At 59.6% G+C, this 3,964-nt stretch carries 5 protein-coding genes; 1 reads left to right on the top strand and 4 read right to left on the bottom strand.

Going from position 1 to position 3,964, the window contains the following annotated elements; all coding sequences use genetic code 11:
- From NW838_RS10060 to purF, 4 genes are all read right to left on the bottom strand, one after another.
- Positions 1-357: pentapeptide repeat-containing protein (locus tag NW838_RS10060; RefSeq protein ID WP_414427971.1), on the bottom strand; the 357-nt coding region annotated here is incomplete at its 3' end.
- A 381-nt stretch (positions 358-738) separates the two neighbouring features.
- Positions 739-1,206 (bottom strand): thiol-disulfide oxidoreductase DCC family protein, encoded by a 468-nt coding sequence (locus NW838_RS10055; RefSeq protein ID WP_414427970.1) that lies wholly within the window; start codon positions 1,204-1,206, stop codon positions 739-741.
- Between the two features lie 11 nt (positions 1,207-1,217).
- A complete protein-coding gene (def, locus tag NW838_RS10050) occupies positions 1,218-1,742 on the bottom strand; it encodes a peptide deformylase (protein ID WP_011433713.1) in 525 nt (174 codons plus the stop codon).
- Positions 1,743-1,794: 52 nt separating this feature from the next.
- On the bottom strand, positions 1,795-3,423 hold the full coding sequence (purF, locus tag NW838_RS10045; protein ID WP_414356997.1) for an amidophosphoribosyltransferase: 1,629 nt from the start codon (positions 3,421-3,423) through the stop codon (positions 1,795-1,797).
- A 309-nt stretch (positions 3,424-3,732) separates the two neighbouring features.
- Between purF and NW838_RS10040 the strand changes: the two genes are divergently transcribed.
- Positions 3,733-3,964 (top strand): hypothetical protein (locus NW838_RS10040; RefSeq protein WP_414427969.1); only part of this gene is annotated, 232 nt, incomplete at its 3' end.

Raw genomic sequence — 3,964 nt, 5'->3', positions numbered from 1 at the left:
GGCGTCCGTTAGGTTGGCCCCCAGCAAGCTGGCGCCGATGAGGTTGGTGCCCAGGAGGTTGGCTCCGCTCAGGTTGGCTCCGTTCAGATCGGCCCCGCTGAGGTCTGCTTGAGTTAGATTGGCTCCGCTCAGGTTGGCATGGCTGAGATTCACCTGGCTCAGTCTCGCGCGGTTTAGGTTTGCTCCTCTCAAGTCTGCCCCACTCAGATCTCGCTGACTGAGGTTGGCCTTTCTCAAATCCGCCCAGCGGAAATCTCGCTCGCCAGCCTCCAATTTTGCCCCCAGATCTCCCACCGGACGAAGGGTAACCGGATAGGCTTTCGCGATTTGGATAAGTTGGGGATCACCCGAATCCATTAGGGTTGTCCAGAGAGCAAACTGCTTTTCCCAATCCAGAGGTTGGTTTAGGGTTTGGAGGAGAAGCTCTCTGCCTTTTCCGTTGTAATGGCTAAAACATTTGATGGCGCCGTTTGCGCTTCTGGGATCCTTGCCTCTCAAAACCGGCTGGAGGATCTCTAAACTGCAATCGATATTGCCCAGATCTTTATCAGTAACTGTAGGCACGCCTCATCCCCCCTTTGGCTGCTTTGTTCCTATTCTGGCTATGGGCTTAGAGAGGGTCAAGACCAGTTCAGGGAATTCCCTTAGAAAGGTTAACCTTTGATACAGGAATTCAATCCTTTTTCAAATTCCCTGATCCAAGATAGCGAGCTGAGGAAGAGGGAACTTCCATTTTGGCTATCGGCTTGCTTCTGCCTTGCCGGCGGCTGGTGCTGCAGCTTTTCCCTCAGCCTCGGCCAAGGGATCCCGGCAGGAAACACAAGCAGGGTAGACAGATAGGTATGGGGTGTTACGGCGGCCAAACCACTCGTAGCGGTGATCCCGGATCTGTTCGTAGCCTCGATCCCCCAGAACCTTCAAGCCAGGAAAGTTGCGGTACAGAGCCAGCCACACCTCCCCGCTCGGCAAAAGGGCGGCAATTTGTTCAATGGCAGCGGATCCCTGCCAGCGGCGCTCTGGGTGCTCCAGATCGATGAGAATCATCCCCAGCTCCACCTGCTCCGGTGGGATCCCCCATTGAGCCAGGGTAGAGGTATCTTGCATGGGGGCATAGCAAAACTGCCGTCCGCGATCCAGTTGCTCCAAGAGCTGAACGCCGGTGGCACAGAGGTTGCAGAGGCCGTCGTAGATAACCATGTAGGGCATGGTGGGATCCCTCAGGCGGGCTGACCCAAAATCTGGGCTTGGTACTGGGCTTCGGTAAGCAGTTGCCGAGGCTGCCGCTGCAGGAACACCCGACCCATCAGGTGATCGTATTCGTGCTGAAAGATCCGCGCCGGAAAATCCTGCCAGACCACCCTTTGCTGAACGCCTTCTGGAGTGTAATACTCCACCTCCACTTCGCGGGCGCGGGCCACCAGACCACGGCAATTGGGCACACTCAAGCAGCCTTCCCAACCCAGCACCTGTTCAGAACTGCAAGCCAGCAGACGGGGGTTAACCATCACCAGAGGCTGCATTTGCGGCGCTTCCGGGTAGCGGGGATTGGGACGAGAGGCCACGATCAGCACTTGGAGCAGGGATCCCACCTGAGGAGCAGCCAAGCCCACCCCCTGCGCCTCTTTCAGGGTAGCCAGCATACCTTCTATAAGATCCTGCAAGGCCGGCGTTTTGAACTCCGTCACCGGCTCGGCCACTTGCGTCAGGATGGGATCCCCCAATTGGCGTAGGCGAAAAGTCATGGCTTGCCCCAAGCAATTCTTCTTCTCAGTCTAGCGGGGATCCCTGAGCAGCCTAGCGGCTCTTGCCAGTAGCCACCAGTTCCAGGGCCAGCTTGGAGCGCTTCAGCCCTTCTGGGATGGGGATGGGGTAGTGGCCGGTAAAGCAAGCGGAGCAGAACGAGTTGGGATCCCGGCCCGTGGCAGCCAGCATGCCTTCCCAGCTCAGGTAGGCCAAAGAATCCACTCCAATCTTCTCGGCGATTTCCTCTACGGAATGCTTGGCAGCAATCAACTGATCCTGGCTATCGGTATCGATGCCGTAGAAGCAGGGATGGGTGACCGGGGGGCTGGAAATGCGCATGTGGACTTGGGTGGCCCCCGCCTGGCGCAGGGCTTTGACGATTTTCTGGCTGGTGGTGCCGCGCACAATCGAGTCGTCCACAATCACGATCCGCTTCCCCCGCAGCACGTCCTCCAGGGGGTTGAGCTTCATGCGAATGCCCCGCTCCCGCATGGATTGGGTGGGCTGAATAAAGGTGCGGCCCACGTAGCGATTTTTGATCAGCCCTTCGGTGTAAGGGATCCCCAATTGGCGAGCATAGCCAATGGCCGCCGGCGTGCCGGAATCGGGAACGGAGATCACCCAGTCGGCCTCTGCCGGAGCCTCCTTGGCCAGTTGTTCTCCCAGCCGCACCCGGTAGGAGTAGAGGCTTTCCCCGTGCATCCAACTGTCTGGGCGGGCGAAGTAGATCATCTCGAAGATGCACAGCTTGGGGGTGGCCTCCGCCCAACGCACCGATTGCAGCCCCTGACGGCTGATCCACACCAACTCTCCCGGCTCCACCTGCCGCAGAGGGTCGGCCCCAATGATATCCAAAGCACAGGTTTCTGAAGCCAATACATAATGCAGCGGCTCGGCCTCGGGGTGGCTGAGGGTGCCGTCGCTGCAGATGATCTCCAGCATCTCTGACTGCAGCAGCTCATCCAGAGCGGGGTTGCTGCTCAAAAGCCCCAACACCAGCGGACGCACCCCATAGGGATCCCGTGCCCCGATCAGGCCCTCTGGCGTGCCGATCACCAGACTAAAAGCCCCCTGACAGCGGCGCAAAGCTTGGCAAGTGGCCGCGATCCAATCTTGACCTTGGTTCACCGCCTGGGCAATGGCGTGGGCAATACACTCGGAGTCGGTGCTGCTGGTTAGGTGCCGGTCGGCGGCCTCCAGTTCCTTCCGCAGCTCTTCCGCATTGACCAAATTGCCGTTGTGGGCCAGAGCCAGCGGCCCCAGGCGAGTCTCCACGATCACCGGCTGAGCATTGGCCACGCGGCTGGATCCAGTGGTGGAGTAGCGGGTGTGACCAACCGCCAGATCCCCGGTCAGTTGGGCCAAGTTCACTTCATCGAAGACCTGGGAGACCAAGCCCATCGCCTTGTGAACCCGGCAAAAGGATCCCTCAAAAGTGGCGATCCCTGCCGATTCTTGGCCGCGATGCTGCAAGGCAAATAGGCCAAAGTAGGCCAGCTTGGCCACCTCCTCTCCTGGAGCCAGGATGCCAAAGACCCCGCAAGCCTCTTGCAGCTCTTCCCGGGCATACCCCGCCCCGCTGATGTTTTCTGAGGGGTACAGGGCATCAACGCCAACGGCAGTCTGCCCCTCTGCTTCTCCACAGCCAGAAGATGGTTCTGCTCCCGCCCTTGCTGCCATGGATCCTCGTCTTGCTGTCACGCTTACCAGTCTAACTCGGCCCAGGTCGTTCCCCTCTGTCTAGCTTCACCCCCGAAGGGGGAGTCCACAGGTGGGGTTTGCAAAAAGCTAAGACTCTATCTATAGTGTTAGCAGCGTGTAAGCGCTGCTGTGGCTGAGAAGCAGCCTGGCCGAGTTTTTGAGTTGGACACCACCAAGGCTCGGCTCTCCCAGAACCGGCAGGATCCCAAAGCTTTGTGTTGTGAGGAGTCAAACCCCATGAGACAGCAGCCCCATAGGTTCCGTCAGAGCTGGACGTTAGCAGCCCCTGTGATCAAAACCAGTGTAGCCGCTCTTCTGTCGTTGTCACTTGTGGCTTGCCAAGAAGATGCCGGCGAACAGCCTGCGGTTACCATCACGCCGATAGCGGTGGTGGCTCCAACGCCCACTCCTTTCCTCATCCCCAGTCCTGTCCCTACGCCGCCGCCCACCCCTCTGCCTACCCCCGCCCCGCCCCCCCCCGCGGGGGGTCGGGGCGCCAGCCGCGGGCGCGGCCGCGGGG

It is taken from the genome of Synechococcus sp. R55.2 (assembly GCF_047462075.1).
In the GTDB taxonomy this organism is placed as follows: domain Bacteria; phylum Cyanobacteriota; class Cyanobacteriia; order Thermostichales; family Thermostichaceae; genus Thermostichus.
This window is presented reverse-complemented; position numbering and strand designations above follow the sequence as displayed.